The sequence below is a fragment of the Neobacillus sp. CF12 genome (assembly GCF_030348765.1).
GTDB lineage: Bacteria > Bacillota > Bacilli > Bacillales > Cytobacillaceae > Neobacillus.
In genome coordinates, this window is the sequence record NZ_JAUCEU010000007.1 from 1,811,199 (window position 1) to 1,826,967 (window position 15,769).

General features: G+C 39.0%; 13 protein-coding genes. 1 reads left to right on the plus strand and 12 read right to left on the minus strand.

Features of this window, described 5'->3' with window-relative positions; translation table 11 throughout:
* Positions 1–28: 28 nt before the first annotated feature.
* The 8 genes from QUG14_RS08575 to QUG14_RS08610 form a co-directional block, all read right to left on the minus strand.
* A complete protein-coding gene (locus tag QUG14_RS08575) occupies positions 29–1,699 on the minus strand; it encodes a glycerol-3-phosphate dehydrogenase/oxidase (RefSeq protein ID WP_289340091.1) in 1,671 nt (556 codons plus the stop codon).
* A 202-nt stretch (positions 1,700–1,901) separates the two neighbouring features.
* Complete coding sequence (locus QUG14_RS08580) at positions 1,902–2,450, minus strand: glycerol-3-phosphate responsive antiterminator (protein ID WP_289340092.1); 549 nt, start codon at positions 2,448–2,450, stop codon at positions 1,902–1,904.
* Positions 2,451–2,496: 46 nt separating this feature from the next.
* A complete protein-coding gene (glpK, locus tag QUG14_RS08585; protein WP_289340093.1) occupies positions 2,497–3,990 on the minus strand; it encodes a glycerol kinase GlpK in 1,494 nt (497 codons plus the stop codon).
* A 239-nt stretch (positions 3,991–4,229) separates the two neighbouring features.
* Entirely contained in the window at positions 4,230–5,675 is a 1,446-nt protein-coding gene (locus QUG14_RS08590) for a glycoside hydrolase family 1 protein (RefSeq protein ID WP_289340094.1), read from the minus strand.
* 172 nt (positions 5,676–5,847) lie between these two features.
* Entirely contained in the window at positions 5,848–6,060 is a 213-nt protein-coding gene (locus QUG14_RS08595; protein ID WP_289340095.1) for an acetyl-CoA carboxylase biotin carboxyl carrier protein subunit, read from the minus strand.
* 18 nt (positions 6,061–6,078) lie between these two features.
* The gene (gene accC, locus QUG14_RS08600) at positions 6,079–7,434 is read right to left on the minus strand and encodes an acetyl-CoA carboxylase biotin carboxylase subunit (RefSeq protein ID WP_289340096.1); all 1,356 of its coding nucleotides are present in this window, start codon (positions 7,432–7,434) and stop codon (positions 6,079–6,081) included.
* A 166-nt stretch (positions 7,435–7,600) separates the two neighbouring features.
* Positions 7,601–9,568 carry an acetate--CoA ligase gene (locus QUG14_RS08605; protein WP_289340097.1) on the minus strand — a complete coding sequence of 656 codons (1,968 nt, stop codon included), beginning with the start codon at positions 9,566–9,568 and terminating at the stop codon, positions 7,601–7,603.
* A gap of 45 nt (positions 9,569–9,613) precedes the next feature.
* Positions 9,614–10,753, minus strand: a complete 1,140-nt coding sequence (locus QUG14_RS08610; RefSeq protein ID WP_289340098.1) for an acyl-CoA dehydrogenase — start codon at positions 10,751–10,753, stop codon at positions 9,614–9,616.
* 245 nt (positions 10,754–10,998) lie between these two features.
* Between QUG14_RS08610 and QUG14_RS08615 the strand changes: the two genes are divergently transcribed.
* The gene (locus tag QUG14_RS08615) at positions 10,999–12,825 is read left to right on the plus strand and encodes a helix-turn-helix domain-containing protein (RefSeq protein ID WP_289340099.1); all 1,827 of its coding nucleotides are present in this window, start codon (positions 10,999–11,001) and stop codon (positions 12,823–12,825) included.
* Positions 12,826–12,943: 118 nt separating this feature from the next.
* On the opposite strand, the gene QUG14_RS08620 is transcribed toward QUG14_RS08615, so the two are convergent.
* From QUG14_RS08620 to QUG14_RS08635, 4 genes are read right to left on the minus strand one after another with little or no spacing between them, the layout of a single operon-like run.
* Positions 12,944–13,339: a YidH family protein gene (locus QUG14_RS08620; protein WP_289340100.1), complete on the minus strand. Its 396-nt coding sequence runs from the start codon at positions 13,337–13,339 to the stop codon at positions 12,944–12,946.
* Positions 13,340–13,392: 53 nt separating this feature from the next.
* Positions 13,393–14,466: an alpha/beta fold hydrolase gene (locus tag QUG14_RS08625; protein WP_289340102.1), complete on the minus strand. Its 1,074-nt coding sequence runs from the start codon at positions 14,464–14,466 to the stop codon at positions 13,393–13,395.
* 22 nt (positions 14,467–14,488) lie between these two features.
* Entirely contained in the window at positions 14,489–15,037 is a 549-nt protein-coding gene (locus QUG14_RS08630) for a polyhydroxyalkanoate biosynthesis repressor PhaR (protein ID WP_289340103.1), read from the minus strand.
* Positions 15,038–15,065: 28 nt separating this feature from the next.
* Complete coding sequence (locus QUG14_RS08635; protein WP_289340104.1) at positions 15,066–15,758, minus strand: hypothetical protein; 693 nt, start codon at positions 15,756–15,758, stop codon at positions 15,066–15,068.
* Between the last annotated feature and the right edge of the window lie 11 nt (positions 15,759–15,769).

Below are 15,769 nucleotides of genomic sequence, written 5' to 3' on the forward strand. Positions count from 1 at the left end.
GGGAACCGTCCCCTTGGTTTCTCTTCCCTCATATGACCTTTTTATGTCGAAAATCGGCAGGAGTAACTGCGTCAGTTAACTCTTTTTCCAACTCTTCTTTATAGAGGGCGGTTTGTTCCTTATTCCACCCCAAAATGTCTTCCATAAAGGCTATAACCTCATTCTTCCATGTACGGACCCATTCGATATTAAAAAATAGAGCACCTGTGCGACGAATAAAGAAATCTGCAGGAGTTGCGGCCATTTCATGATCAATGGAGTACATTAATTGCGCATAAACGTTCTTTGTTAACTTTGTGTTTTCTACCGCATCAAATGTCTTGGCGTACTGGAAAATTGTATTCACATTTGAACCGTACATTTGGACTAGCCGGCGTCCTTCTTCCTTGGTGAATCCAAACTCCAATGCTTCCTGCTCTTTAAGGGAGATATAGTGCTGAAATCCTTTAGAACCTCCGACATTCCCTCCTGAAATAGGGTATGCCTTTGTTTGAGATTCTTTAAAGACTTGCCCTTTTTCACCAAGTCGTTTTGCAATCAAATCTACGACCGATTCAGCCATCTTCCGATATCCAGTTAGCTTTCCACCAGCGATTGTAATTAGACCACTCTCTCCTTCCCATATTTCATCTTTACGGGAAATCTCTGAAGGATCCTTTCCTTCTTCGTAGATTAATGGACGAACGCCTGCCCAACTCGATTCGATGTCTTTGTGCGTAACCTTTACCTCCGGGAACATAAAATGTATGGCATTTAATATATATTCACGGTCTTCCTCATTCATTTTTGGACGAGTTGCGTCTTCACCATAAAACGTATCCGTTGTTCCCACATAGGTTTTCCCGTCACGGGGAATGGCGAACACCATCCGTCCGTCTGGAGTGTCAAAATATACAGCTTGGCGGAGCGGGAAGACAGTCTGATCCATTACAAGGTGAACACCTTTTGTAAGACGGAGCTGCTTGTTATTCCTTGCGTAATCCTTTTTACGAATACTATCAACCCAGGGACCTCCTGCGTTTACCACCTTTTTCGCATGAATGTCTACTACCTTGTTTGTAAACATATCCTTAGCTTTGATACCAATTATCACTTCATTTTGATAAATAAACTCCTCGGCTTTTACATAATTAATTAAATTCGCTCCATTTTCAAAGGCAGCCTTTATGACTTCAATTGTTAGGCGGGCATCATCGGTACGGTATTCAACATAATATCCTCCACCCTTGAGTCCTTCTCTTTTTATAAGCGGCTCTTTTGATATGGTTTCATCCCGTGAAAGCATGCTTCGACGTTCGGATTTTTTTACCCCAGCTAAATAATCGTAAACGCGTAAACCGATTGACGTGCTTAAGGGACCAAATGTTCCGCCTTTATGCAGAGGAAGGAGCATCCATTCTGGGGTGGTGACATGTGGGCCATTTTCATAGACGATGGCTCTCTCTTTCCCAACTTCTGCAACCAATCCCACTTGAAATTGTTTTAAGTACCTTAATCCTCCATGAACTAGTTTTGTTGAACGGCTAGATGTGCCAGCCGCAAAGTCCTGCATGTCTATCAGAGCAACCTTCATTCCTCGAAGGGAAGCATCCAATGCGATGCCTGCCCCTGTGATGCCTCCACCAATTATAAGCAAGTCATATTCTTCTTCCGATATAGTTTTAAGCTGTTCTTCTCTTTTTAAAGTTGAAAATGTCATTTATGGTTCCTCCTAAGTAATGTTCGAATGAGCGATTTGAAAAAAAAAAGAGACCAAAACGTGCATTATAGCAGATGCTATAACTTGCGTTTTGGTCTCTCAGAATCTCGAACCGTACTATTAACTTAGTATTATTATAACTTATCATTTCATTTTAGAAAAGGTAAAATTACTTTTTTATAATGAATAAACTCAAATATAACTAAACACCTTTAAAATGGTCCCAAATTTCCTTATTAGAGGTGGTAATAGACTCCGCTCCTGCATCTAATACTAGTTGTGCGTCCTCAACGGTTCGGATAAGTCCGCCAGCAATAATTTTTGTTTGTGTTCGATCTTTAATTTCTTGAATCATGGAAGGGATTACCCCAGGCAACACTTCCACGTAATCGGGTTTTGTCTTTTCGATAATGGAATAACTCTTCTCCAATGCATAAGAGTCCAATAAAAACATGCGCTGTATAGCTAATACTCCTTTTTTCTTCGCTTTTAAAATCACACCGGACTTGGTTGAAATAACCCCCAATGGCTTGTATTCCTGACAAATAAATTCTGTCCCATATTCATCATTTTTTAACCCTTGGACAAGGTCTAAATGATAAATCATCTTTTTCCTATGCAGTTTAGCCAAAGCAGCAATGTTCTTTAATTGAGCGATATGAACATCCAGGAATAATCCTATTTCGTAGTCACTTGATAAGAATTTTTCGAAATCCTTTAAGGAAGTTGAAGCAGGTAATATTTTATGCATGAATGAACCATCCCAATCTTATTTCATTTGTTCTATGAAGTCTTTTTTATTTAAATGCCATCGCTGCCTTCACTGCTTTTTTCCATCCGTTGTAAAGTTCTACGCTGGTTTCGTCAGCCATGTTAGGTTCGAAGCATGTTTCAATCGCCCACTGATTGGAAATCTCTTCCTGACTGCTCCAAAAACCTGTAGCGAGACCAGCAAGATAAGCTGCTCCGAGCGCTGTCGTTTCATTCACAACTGGTCTTTCAACCGGTACATGTAAAATATCACTTTGGAATTGCATGACGAAATCATTTTTTACCGCACCGCCATCGACCCGAAGAGTTTTTACTTCGATTCCGGAATCTGTTTCCATCGCAGCTAACACATCTTTCGTTTGGTAAGCAAGGGATTCCAACGTTGCTCGAACAAAATGTTCTTTTGTCGTACCACGTGTTAAGCCAAAAACGGCACCCCGAACATCACTATCCCAATAAGGTGTTCCCAAACCAACAAAAGCCGGAACGACATAAACCCCGTCTGTTGAACCAACCTTTCGGGCGAGTCTTTCACTATGTTTAGCGTCCTTTAACATTCTTAATCCATCACGAAGCCACTGGATTGCCGAACCAGCAACGAAAATACTTCCTTCAAGGGCATATTCAACCTTTCCATTAACCCCCCAAGCAATGGTCGTTAAAAGCCCATGGTCTGAACGGACAGCTTTTTCACCCGTATTCATCAGCATAAAACAACCCGTACCATACGTATTTTTTGCCATCCCTTGCTCAAAACACGCCTGGCCGAACAATGCAGCTTGCTGATCACCAGCAGCACCCGCGATCGGTATTTCCTTTCCAAAAAAATGATAATTTACAGTATGCGCATAAATCTCGGATGAGGATTTTACATCAGGAAGCATGGATTTAGGAACTCCTAATAGATCTAATAATTCCTCATCCCATTTTAAATCATATATATTGAACATCAATGTACGAGATGCATTACTATAATCTGTAACATGGGCCTTACCACCAGATAACTTCCAAATTAACCAGGTATCAATGGTTCCAAATAACAATTTTCCTTGGTCTGCTTTTTCTCTGGCACCCTCAACATTGTCCAGTATCCATTTTACTTTGGTCCCTGAGAAATAAGCATCGATTAAAAGCCCTGTTTTTTCTCTGAAAAGAGTATTATATCCTTTTTCAATTAACTCATCGCAAATCTTACTCGTTTGTCTCGACTGCCATACAATCGCAGGATAGACTGGTTTTCCTGTTTCCCGATCCCATACAACCGTCGTTTCACGCTGGTTCGTGATTCCAATTCCAGCAATCTGTTCAGGTTTAATGCCTGATTCTGTTAATACCCCCGCGATTACGGCCAATACGGAGCCCCATATTTCATTTGCATTATGTTCCACCCAGCCTGGCTTAGGAAAATACTGTGTAAATTCCTTTTGAGCAGAATGAACGATCTGGCCTTTCTTATTAAACAGAATCGCTCTTGAACTAGTCGTTCCTTGATCTAAAGACAAAATATATCTTTCTTCCATTATAGTTACCTCCAAATGCCATGATAAAAAAAGAGACCCACGCAGAAACAACCTAGTATAATAGGTTAATCAGTGTGAATCTCCTAGTCTCCGACACAACGTTTTAACTTGTAGTTAAAATATATTCCAAGTTGTAAACGATGTCAACAAAAAGCAAGAAAACCAAAGGGACGGTTCTTCTGGCCCTTTTAGGCCAGGAGAACCGTCCCCCTTGATTCCTCGGTTACCTTGGTTATTGCTTAAAGATCCTCTCCATTACTTTCTATCACTTTTTTATACCAATGGAATGATTTCTTCCTTTTGCGTTCCAGTGTTCCACTTCCGTCATCGTTTTTATCGACGTAGATAAATCCATAACGCTTGGACATTTCACCGGTTGACATACTGACTAAGTCTATACACCCCCAGGCTGTATAACCCATCAGTTCCACGCCATCTTCTATTGCCTCTCCCATCGCCACTACATGTTCGCGTAGATAATTAATCCGGTAGTTATCGTTGATGGAACCATCTTCCTCTACTTGGTCGTACGCCCCTAAGCCATTTTCAACCACAAATAAAGGGACCTGGTATCTGCCATAAAGCTTGTTTAAACTGATACGTAACCCAACCGGATCAATTTCCCAGCCCCAATCACTCGCCTTAAGGAATGGATTCTTAACACCGCCAACAATATTTCCTTGTGCTTTTTCTTCTTCTGACTTTTCCATTTTATCCGTGCGAGACATGTAATAACTTAACCCAATATAATCTACTGTGCCTTCTTTGATTGTCTTCCAATCACCTTCATGGATCTCTAATTCAATATTTTTCTCCTTGAAGAATCGCTTAATGAAGGCTGGATACTCCCCGCGTACATGGACATCCGCACAGAAATAGTTAAACATTTCCTCTTCTTTTAAGGCATACATAATGTTTTCAGGATTACAATCGTAAGAATAAACAGGCGCAAAAAGAATCATGCAGCCTATTTTTGCATCAGGAATAATTTCCTTACATGCTTTAACCGCTAGAGCACTAGCAACAAATTGATGATGGAAGGCTTGGAATGTCTCCTGGTATCGATTTTCTTCTGTTTGGGGAGAAAATCCCATACTCATAATCGGCATCTTCAGGGCACCATTGATTTCATTAAACGTCATCCAATATTTTACTTTATCTTTATAACGCTTAAGTATAACTTTGGTGTATTTTTCAAAGAAAGAAACAACATGACGATTCCTCCAGCCCCCATATTCTTTCACAAGGTGCAGCGGCATTTCATAGTGAGAAATTGTTACCACTGGTTCTATTTCATATTTCAGTAATTCATCAAAAACCCGGTCGTAAAATGCCAACCCCTCTTCATTTGGCTCCTGCTCATCACCACTAGGGAAAATCCTTGGCCAAGCTATCGACATCCGAAACACTTTAAAGCCCATTTCTGCAAACAGAGCGATATCTTCTTGGTAACGATGATAAAAATCTATAGCTTCATGATTGGGATAGGTGTATTTTTCGTGGTTGATTTCAAAGTTAAAACCAGCGGACATTAATATTTTAAGGCGCTCTTTCCCACCCGGTAGAACATCTGCAATATTTAAACCCTTATTTCCTTCAGTATATCCCCCTTCGATCTGATTCGCTGCGGTTGCACCACCCCATAAAAAAACTTCTGGAAATACTATCTTTTGTGTATTTTTCATTCGTTTTTATCCTCCTGGCTGAGTACGTTGGAGTTGCCCTAATAATATTCTCTTTTAACGTGCTCAGTTTTCCTTATTAATAAACAGAACCATTCATGTACCTAAATATAAAAAATCCCACTTTCCAAGAAAGTGAGATTTTAGTATTTATGACAACTCTTTTTTTAGGACTTTATTCAACTTCAACAATGATGTCGCCTTCATTTACAAAGTCGCCTTCAGCCACTTTTACTTCTTTCACCGTTCCACTGAGTTCAGCTTCTATTGGAATTTCCATTTTCATCGATTCTAGAATCACAACATCTTGACCTGCTTCTACCTGATCTCCAACTTGAACTAATACCTTCCATACACTTCCTGCCATACTTGCAATGATTTTACTCATGATTTTTTCCTCCTATGTTTACAATGTTTGTTTTTTTATTTTTACATACTTGCTAACAAAGTCTGTTGTTGTATCTCCTGAATGGAATGCAGGATGGTCAATTACCTCTTGCAGCATGGGTATATTTGTTTTAATCCCTTCAATATGATAATCAGCTAATGCAGCTTGCAGGCGGTTTATTGCCTCTTCACGGTTACTGCCCTTGACAACAAGTTTTGCAATCATTGGATCATAAAAAGGAGTAACTACCGATTGACCGTTAATGCCTAATTCATGTCGAACTCCAGGTCCGTTCGGCAACTTTAATTTCGTTATTTTTCCAGGCGAAGGGAAAAATGTTTTGGGGTCTTCTGCATAGATTCTAACCTCAATGGCATGCCCTTCACGTTTTACCTCTTCTTGAGAAAATTTCAGCGCTTCCCCTGCTGCAATTTGCAATTGTTGCTCAACTAAGTCTAAACCTGTAATTTCTTCCGTAACCGGATGCTCCACTTGCAAACGAGTATTCATTTCTAGAAAGTAGAAATTTTGCTCTTCATCCACTAAGAACTCGATAGTACCTGCATTTTTATACCCAATTGATTTTGCCGCTTTTACGGCTGCCTCTCCCATCTTGGTACGGGTTATTTCCGTAATGAACGATGAAGGGGCTTCCTCTACGACTTTTTGATGACGACGCTGAATCGAACACTCTCGTTCCCACAGATAAACGGTATTTCCAAAACCGTCTGCCAAGATTTGGATTTCAATATGTCTCGGATTTTCAACAAATTTTTCAATGTACATCGATCCATCACCAAAGAAATCAGTAGCCCGTTTTTGGTTGCCAGCAAAAGCCTTTCGGATTTCATCTCCGTTTTGGACCACCTGCATTCCAATACCGCCACCTCCAGCGGAGGCTTTCAGCATAACGGGATAACCGATGCGGTCCGCCACTTCTACCGCTTCCTCTGCATCTGCCAGTGGGTAGGTAATCCCTGGAACGACAGGTACACCTGCCTCTTCCATTACTTTGCGAGATTCAATCTTATTTCCCATTTTAGAAATAACCTTCGGAGAAGGCCCAATGAAGATAAGACGTGCTTCCTCACAACGACGTGCAAATTCAGCATTTTCAGATAACAGACCGTATCCCGGATGGATTGCCTCCGCTCCTGAAACCTGAGCAACCTCTAGTATTTTAGTGATATTTAAATAGCTCTCTGCTACCCGGGAACCTCCAATTAGATAGGCCTCATCTGCCATTTTTACATGTGGCGCATCACTATCAGCTTCTGAATACACTGCAATTGTTTTAATCCCTAAGGCATTGCAGGTACGGATTACACGAACAGCAATCTCGCCGCGATTAGCAATTAACACTTTTTTGAACATGCCTTTCACCCTTTCTAAATAAAACTTGTTGCTTTATTACAAAGATATGTAAAAATGAAACATTCATTTGCAGTATTTTTTTCGTTTATCTCTATCTCTTAATCTTGTAAATGGAACCAGTCATTTGCCGATCATTTATCCGACAAATAACTGGTCTGATTAATAATTATTTTACCGATGCTTTTTCAGCAACTAGTTTTTGGATTTGTGCAACGGTCGCTGGATCTTCTAGTCCTGTAATGTCACCTTGAACCTTTCCTGAAACAACAATTTCCTTTAATAAACGGCGCATGATTTTTCCGCTGACTGTTTTCGGCAGCATATCAGTAAAAATTATGGTCTTTGGAACGGCAAGCTTACCAATTTGTTGAATAATCTGATCATTTATTTGTTGTTTTACTTCTTCGGTTCCTTGATAACCATCAGCAAGACGGACAAATACGAGCGGCACTTCCCCTTTAATTTCATCAGGGATTCCAATAATGGCGGTTTCAGCAACACCCAAACATCCTAGAACAGCGCTTTCCATTTCCATCGTACTTAAGCGGTGTCCAGCTACATTAAATGCGTCATCTGAACGGCCAACTACCCATAAATATCCATCATCATCTACTAACGCCAGGTCGCTCGCATAATAGCAGCCTTCTACTTGGCTAAAATAGGATGCGTAATATCGCTCTGGTTCTTTCCAAAGTGTTCTGCATAGCATAGGGAATGGTTTTCTAATAACCAGGTTTCCCAACCTTCCAGGTTTAACTGGGTTGCCTTCTTCATCAACTATTTCCATAACGGCACCTAAAAAGGCAGTTCCCGCGGCACCTGGTTTCATTGGCGTCAGCCATGCTGCCCCGGCTATAGGCGATCCCGCTGTTTCGGTTTGACCCCAAGTATTATTAATATAGACTTTCTTCTTCCCCAAAACTTCATAGGTCCATTGCCAGGTTTCCGGGTCGAAAGGCTCTCCTACAAGGGATATAACATCGAGACAAGATAAATCATATTTCTCAACTGCCTTTTCTCCCATACTTTTTAACATTCTTAATGCTGTTGGTGCCGTAAACAGTTTATTCACCCTGTATTTTTCAATGATTTGATAAAAACGATCTTTTGTTGGATAATCAACTGCCCCTTCATAGACAACAGTTGTTACACCATTCGCTAAGGCTCCTGTAATTCCCCAAATATGCATGGTTAACCAGCCGATATCTGCGGTACACCAGAAAACATCGTCATGATGATGATCCATATGATACTTGGCATAAATGTAATTCTGAATGACAAAAGCCATACCGGAATGCACAACACCTTTTGGTTTTCCTGTCGTACCACTTGTATAAAACACAATCCCGCTCTCATTCGCTTCAATTCTCTCAGGCTCACAAATGATACTTGCCGCTTTTGTCTGCTCATGCCACCAGTAATCTCGGCCATCTTTCATTTGAACCTCGGAACCTAATCGATCTACAACAATAACAGCTTCAACAGATGGAATTGATGGTAGAACGTTGTCGACTTTCTCTTTTAAAGGAATCAATTTGCCTCGGCGTTTTGTTGCATCTGCAGTGACCAATACTTTGGGCTCAAAATTGATCAGTCTGTCTGTTAATGATTTTTCGGAATAACCTGAGAAAATCGTATTGTAGATTGCACCAATTCGAAAACAGGCTAATACCGTAATAAAGGCTTCGGCCAGATTTGGAAGAAAAACAGCTACACAATCACCTTTTTTTACACCAAACGATTTAAGGACATTCGCAAAGCGATTTACTTCCGCAAGAAGCATAGTATATGTGTAAAACTTGCTATCCCCGTTTTCACCCTCCCAAATTAAGGCGGTTCGGTTTCCTGCCCCATTTTCGATATGACGATCAAGTAAATTTACACTCGGGTTACTGATGCCGTCCGTAAAAAAGCGAAAATCAGGGAGTTTTCCACTTATGGTTTCATTCCATGGTTCATACCAAACAAGTTCCCGTGCTGCCCGATCCCAAAAGGCCGCAGGATCGTCTTGGGATTGTTTAAGTAGTTCTTGAAAAGCTTCGTTGCTGCCAATGGAGGTTGAACGCACTTTTTCTTCTGCTGGATAAATAAGTTTGCTATTTGAAACGACTTGTAAAATTCCACTAATATCCATGTCATGGCTCCTTTAACAATTTTATTTATTCACCACAAAAATTGATTAGCATCCAATTTGTTTAGCAATGACCATACGTTGAACTTCAGATGTTCCTTCACCAATTTCCAAGAGTTTCGCATCACGGAAGAAACGCTCCACTTGATATTCCTTCATATATCCATATCCACCATGAATTTGAACCGCTTGGTCACATGCACGCATACATATTTCCGAAGCAAATAATTTCGCGAAGGCCGCTTCCTTCTTAAATACACGACCTTGATCCTTTAACCAAGCTGCTTTGAAAACCATATTCCTGGCTAATTCGATATTCATTGCCATGTCCGCCAGCTTAAATTGGATTGCCTGGAAGTTTGATAAACTTTTTCCAAACTGCTTTCTTTCTTTTGCATATTGAAGAGATTTTTCATATGCTCCTTGAGCAATCCCTACGGCCATTGCACCAATTCCAATTCTTCCCCCATCAAGAGTAGCTAAAAATTGCTTGTAACCGCTTCCAATTGTTCCTAGCAGATTTTCTTTCGGAACTCTTACATTTTCTAGGATTAATTCTGTAGTATTTGAGGCATGCAGACCCATTTTTTCGTAGTTGTCGAGCACAGTGAATCCTGGTGCATTGGTAGGAACGATAAATGCGCTGATACCGTTGATTCCCTTTGAGCGGTCTGTTACTGCTGTCACTGCTAAGTGATTGGCGTAACTTGCATTTGTTATAAAACATTTAGAGCCGTTAATGACCCACTCATCTCCATCAAGAACTGCTGTTGTTTGGGTTCCCCCTGCATCGGATCCTGCATTTGGTTCAGTCAATCCGAATGCTCCTAAAGATTCTCCTGTAGAAATGGGTGTTAAGTATTTTTCTTTTTGTTCGTGGGTACCAAATAAATTAAGTGGAGCCCCGCCTAAAGAAATATGAGCTGAATATGTAATTCCTGTTGATGCACACACACGACTAAGTTCTTCAACCACAATGGCAAAGCTGATCGTATCTGCTTCTCCACCACCATATTGTTCAGGGAAAGGCAGACCCATGATTCCTAGTTCTCCTAACTTCGTAAAAACATCCTTAGGGAATTCCCTCGTTCGATCTCGTTCATCTGCTCCAGGAGCAACTTCTGCATCAGCAAAATCTCGAATTAAATTTCGTATCATCTCTTGTTCTTTCGTTAAATCAAAATTCATTTATATAAAACCCCTTCCTAACTTTTCTGATTGTGTTTAGCAAAAAAGATTAAAACAAACTATTAAACTCACTAAACTCCATGCCAACCCCTTTCATTACTTTCGAAATTTTCATATAATCAGAATATAACTATTAACAGTTTTATGCTATGTACATTTCCATGAATATAGTTGTGATAAATTTGTGTCTTTTACACAAAAAACTTGAAAATGCGAAATGTACGCAGAGAAAGGATGATGAAACGTTGCAAGATACATTAACCCATCGGCAACTAAAATCCTTAATCCAAGTATCCAACGTGATCAATTCCAAATTAGATATTGATACCATTTTTGATTCAATCATGACCGAAACAATATCAGTCGTTGAAGCTGCAGGGGGAGGTTCTATATGGATTTTTGACAAAAACCAGAACCTACTCATTGCAAAATCGGCTCAAGGATTATTTTATCCACATGTTTTTAGGCAAATTAAGCTAGTTAGCGGTGAATCCATGACGGGGATGTCATTTGCCGCAAAAAAATGCCTTATGTTTTGGGATGAGGTAGAAGTTAAACAGGCACTATCTACATTAACACCATATAATAGGGATTTATTGGATCGGGCTATACCGAGTAACTTTCATTTTACTTCTGTTATTTCTTCACCTATTTTACAAAAGGGGGAGTGTATTGGCGTCATTACTTTGGACTCCTTTGAACAATCTTTGCAGTTTAAGCAAGAGGATATTAATCTATTAGAAGCGATTGGTCATCAAGCAGCCATTGCCTTGGAGAAATCCAGTCTTTATCATGAAAAGGAAATAATGGTGCGCAAGCTCTCCCATTCCATTGAAATACATAGAAACTTAGCCAATCTAGTGGTCAATGGTGAAGGAATTCAATCGATTATGAATTTTTTACATAAAACCATTGGCCAGCATATGTTTCTCTTTGATGAAATAGGAGAGCTTAGAGCTTCTGCCTGCCATTCCTCATTTTCCAAAGAAATGACCGAATATATGAAAGCGTATACAAAACAAATTATCCTAACACTGGAAAACTCACATACCGTTTCCGAAATAACATTAATTGATGATCCGTATCAATTAGTTGTATTGCCGCTTGGATCAAAACAAAAGTCTCTAGGCGGGCTAATAATTCTTTCTAAACAAAAAATGAGTAAAGTCGATATAGCTGCTCTTGAACATGCTTGCACTGTCATCTCACTTGAACTTGTAAAAGAGCAAGCCGTTTTTGAAACACAGCAGCGTTTAAGAGGAGAATTCGTGACGAAGCTTTTTTCAGGACAGATGGATGAGGTACTCATTAAGAAAGCAAAAAATTTAAATTTTGACCCTAACTGGAACTACGTGGCCATTATTATTACGATTAAAGATAAGTTAAACGAGCAAAAGGTTATTGGTGATCCCGTTCTAAGGAATTTACTCCATATGACCAATATGACATTACTTGGGAGGAACTTTCAAGTTACTGCAGTAAGGGATGAAAATCAAATTGTGGCTCTCCTATCCTTGCATTCCGGAGTTTCCTCGTCCAATTTTGTTGCTGAAATAAAAGAACTTGCAAAAAAGTTACAGCTAGAGATTAAAAATAAATATAGTGAGTTAGACGTTTTGGTTGGCATCGGAAGAATTAAGCAAGGGATTACTCTTGTTCATGGGTCATTTGTAGAAGCGACAAAGTGCATAACGTTTCTTAAAAACTATCTTTTTGAAGATAGAGTCCTTAGTTATACAGATCTAGGGGTTCAGAGGTTTATTTTACAAAATTCAAAGGAAGAATTAATCGATTTTATCCAAGAAGTATTAGGTCCCCTTATTCAATACGAACAATCTAGAAAAGGCGAATTGTTGAGTACGCTGATTGTTTATTTAGACCAGAATCAAAACATCAAGAAAACGGCTGATTCTTTACATATTCACACAAATACCTTAAGTTATCGTTTAAAAAGAATTGAGGAAATTCTATTAACAGACTTGAATGATAGTCAACCATTATTTAATATTCATTTAGCAATAAATATTTATCAATATATAAAAGATAATGACACCTTTCAGAACAATAAATAACTGCTAATTTACTGGAACACGTGTCAACTTCTCACTAGACGTCGAAAAAACCCTTGCTAATGCAAGGGTTTTACTAAAAACTAACGAAAATTGTATAGGTGAACGGAACCAATCATAATTAAGACTTCACTAATAATAAAAAAGAGAGATACATAAAAATCATGAACACTAACAGAACAAATAAAATAGAAACAAATAGAATAGATTGGTTTGACGGTGTGAAGATACCATTCGCAATTTCCCTTCTTTTCTTGGTGTATTGTATCGTCGACAACACACTCGTAATAACACCGATCACACACGCAAAGATTCCAAGAATAATGACTAGATTATTCATATAAGAATTAGAACTGATTTTCGTTGTAAAGTGTAGGGAAGTGGTTAAAAAACCTACACCTGTTATTGATATAGCTGTTCGTATCCATGCAAGATACGTTCTTTCATTTGCTAAATGCTGTTGGGCATACTTTACACTTTCACCTGGTGACTCTTCTATTTTATATATAGCTTTCATTAATGATTAAATCCCTTCATAAACACTATTAGTCCGATTTTAAAAGAAAAAAATTATACATGTACCTCTTGATCTTCCTGTGATCGATCCGAAAGCCATTTATCCCAAATTTCAGCAAACACCCCGGTCAAGACCAGTGAGACATGTCCACCTTCAAATACCTCATACGTTTTATCCTTACTTGAAACAAGGTTCAATACCGGTAGACTTTGCTTCTCTAATATAAGTGTGTCGCGTGAGCAAGAGAAGACAAAAAGCGGACAGTTTATATTTTTTAAATCCACCTTCCTCCCGCCAATCATCAATTCTCCTTTTAAGAGTTTGTTGTTTTGATAGAGATCATTAAACATTTGTTTGAAAGCGGCACCCGCAAACGAAGCAGTGTCCTTTGTCCACTTATCCATTCGGCGCCACTTTTCTACATATTTCGCATCATGTGCACGGGTGAACAGATTGATTATAGTACTTCCATCGCCCGGTGAAAGCAACCTAAACATTAAATACAGAATTTCTGAAGGAATGGTCTCATGTGCATCGGCAAAACTGTCAACACTTAGCTCCCCTTTTTGTAGTCCTTCCAGCAATTTATCAGGAAGGACGCCGATACTAAAATCGATTGGAACAGCTGCAAGGGATAAATTCTTAATTGGCAGCTCCGTTATGGATGCCAGGATGGCTGCAATGGTTCCACCTAGGCAATAACCGGCAAGGGATATTTCCTTTGCACCTGAATGTCGTAAAGCTCGTTTTAAGCTGTTTTCTAGATAATCAATGATATATTTATCAAGTGTGATATCAGAATCTTCGTGTCCAGGGGAGCCCCAATCTAATAGGTAGACATCATAGCCGCGCTCGGTAAGTCCGCCTACAACGCTGCTTCCTTCACCAATGTCAAGAATGTACACCTTATTTAACAGAGAGTAGACTAGAAATACTGGGATCGCATGTCTTTTTTCCTTTGCAGGATGATACCATAAGGTTGCTTTATTTTTCTTCCAGACAGCCTGTCTCGGTGTTGGTATAATTTCTGGCTTTGGCTCTGTCATAATTTTATAAAGCTGGTTCCACCGCTTCGTTTCTTTTTCTACGTCTAAGCTTGGAAAAAGATTTGTTCCTAATTCTTTCATTATTATCACTGCTCTCTAAATGTTATTTATTTATACCAGAAAGAACTAGATCTTTATCCTGCTTTTTTTCTGGTTCTTTTTTTGGCTTTTCCCGCACGATTCCGATGAGTCCTCTCTCAATTTCTTTCCGCAATCCCTGAAGATCATCATTTATTTTTTTAGTTTCCGCCACCTCTTTAGCCATTTTTTGAACTTCATTCTTCATTTGCATAACAATATTTACGATTTCTTCGAACATGCCTGCATTTTCTTTCGTAATTGAACTTACACTGTCTTGTAATTTCCAAATTTGTTCTTCTAAAATATCTATTTTTTCTTCTGTCTGAATCGATAGCTTTGCGGCATTCGCAACATCTTTCTTTGTCGGGATATTCAATAGAGAAGCAAAAAGTTCTTGGTTCTTTCTAAGCTTCTCTAGGTACACTGAATAGTTATTAATTCCGAAACTTGCTGTGCGAACAAATTCTTTGTTATCTGCGATGTTATATAATAGGCCAGTTAATTGTTTGTCCCACATTTCACTCAATTGGTTCAATCCCATAAATGGATCATATTTTTTTTCATTTGACATGCTGTCGCTCTCCTTAAAATTAAGACTTTTAAAGTTCTTCCGTTTTTTCTAAATATTTATTTAGCGGGAATAAAAGTTCTTTGAATTGTGTTGTTAACAAATTGACAAATCCTTTTTGATATTCATAGAGCGGATTTACAGCTTGTTTTACAGTATTGATATATTGCAATCTTCCTTTTTTCCTAAGTTCAATAGACTGATTAATCATTTCTAGATACAACTCCATCGCCTGGAAGCTTTCGATGGTTTGTCGCGGAGTACTTAAGAGCGATAATAATGAATTTTGAATCTGATCAAATTGCGCATTAATTTCTTCATAAGACCTATTTGGAAAAAATTGCTGTAAGATGGTGGTTGACATTAAAAACTCATCGCGGGCAGTCTTTTCCCATTCAGTAAATTCCTTAATAAATTGCTCTGCTATTGTTTCTATATTTCCCTGATTCCGTTTTACACTTTCAGAGAAATGCTTTACCTCTTTTAAGAAGAATTCGTCACGACGATCAGCACACTTGTCCCATTGATCTAATTCATGAAATGCATATCTCCAGAGTAGGTCTAGGCTAGAAAGCGATGCATCCTTTTCGCCATCAACAGTGATGTCCTCATTCTGTTCTTCCTCTACTAATAGTTCATCTACCGTTTCGGCAACTTCCTGTTTTTTCTTTCCCGTTTTTGTTTCTTTCAATGACTCTTTTAGATTCTCTTTTTTTGCAGCCATATTCGTATCAT

What these genes read in the sequence shown, in the direction of transcription:
- QUG14_RS08620 (WP_289340100.1), bottom strand. Translation starts at nt 13,339, where the DNA reads ATGAAAGCTATATATAAAATAGAAGAGTCACCAGGTGAAAGTGTAAAG.
- QUG14_RS08610 (WP_289340098.1), bottom strand. Translation starts at nt 10,753, where the DNA reads ATGAATTTTGATTTAACGAAAGAACAAGAGATGATACGAAATTTAATT.
- glpK (WP_289340093.1), bottom strand. Translation starts at nt 3,990, where the DNA reads ATGGAAGAAAGATATATTTTGTCTTTAGATCAAGGAACGACTAGTTCA.
- QUG14_RS08590 (WP_289340094.1), bottom strand. Translation starts at nt 5,675, where the DNA reads ATGAAAAATACACAAAAGATAGTATTTCCAGAAGTTTTTTTATGGGGT.
- QUG14_RS08605 (WP_289340097.1), bottom strand. Translation starts at nt 9,568, where the DNA reads ATGGATATTAGTGGAATTTTACAAGTCGTTTCAAATAGCAAACTTATT.
- QUG14_RS08630 (WP_289340103.1), bottom strand. Translation starts at nt 15,037, where the DNA reads ATGTCAAATGAAAAAAAATATGATCCATTTATGGGATTGAACCAATTG.
- QUG14_RS08635 (WP_289340104.1), bottom strand. Translation starts at nt 15,758, where the DNA reads ATGGCTGCAAAAAAAGAGAATCTAAAAGAGTCATTGAAAGAAACAAAA.
- accC (WP_289340096.1), bottom strand. Translation starts at nt 7,434, where the DNA reads ATGTTCAAAAAAGTGTTAATTGCTAATCGCGGCGAGATTGCTGTTCGT.
- QUG14_RS08595 (WP_289340095.1), bottom strand. Translation starts at nt 6,060, where the DNA reads ATGAGTAAAATCATTGCAAGTATGGCAGGAAGTGTATGGAAGGTATTA.
- QUG14_RS08625 (WP_289340102.1), bottom strand. Translation starts at nt 14,466, where the DNA reads ATGAAAGAATTAGGAACAAATCTTTTTCCAAGCTTAGACGTAGAAAAA.
- QUG14_RS08580 (WP_289340092.1), bottom strand. Translation starts at nt 2,450, where the DNA reads ATGCATAAAATATTACCTGCTTCAACTTCCTTAAAGGATTTCGAAAAA.
- QUG14_RS08575 (WP_289340091.1), bottom strand. Translation starts at nt 1,699, where the DNA reads ATGACATTTTCAACTTTAAAAAGAGAAGAACAGCTTAAAACTATATCG.